This window comes from Bacillus cereus group sp. Bce019, from assembly GCF_051781745.1.
Lineage (GTDB): Bacteria > Bacillota > Bacilli > Bacillales > Bacillaceae_G > Bacillus_A > Bacillus_A cereus.
Genome location: NZ_JBPWJX010000111.1, coordinates 1 through 274 on the forward strand (window position 1 = coordinate 1; position 274 = coordinate 274).

The following is a 274-nucleotide window of genomic DNA, read 5'->3' on the forward strand; positions in this document are numbered from 1 at the left end:
TCAGCTTGGCCCGCGCAGCCGCCGCATCGTTGAGGTCTTGGCGCCACACATGCCCGCACCCGATACACCGGTAGCGCCGCAGCCGGACCTGCAACGTCGTGGGCCGCCACCCCAGCGGCGCGTGGGCCAGCTCCCGCACCACCGTGTCGCGTACGCGACCTTCACACCCGCAGCGCCGACACCAGCGGTCCTCGGCAACAACGCGGCAGGCCACCACGGCACGATCCGGCCCCAGGTGCTGGCCCACAGCCCGCAGTCCCAGAGCGTCCAGGCC

1 pseudogene is annotated in these 274 nt (G+C 73.0%); it reads right to left on the reverse strand.

Features of this window, described 5'->3' with window-relative positions:
- Positions 1-271 (reverse strand): annotated as a pseudogene (locus ACS2QP_RS27665) (ISL3 family transposase); the annotation flags it as partial.
- Positions 272-274 lie beyond the last annotated feature (3 nt).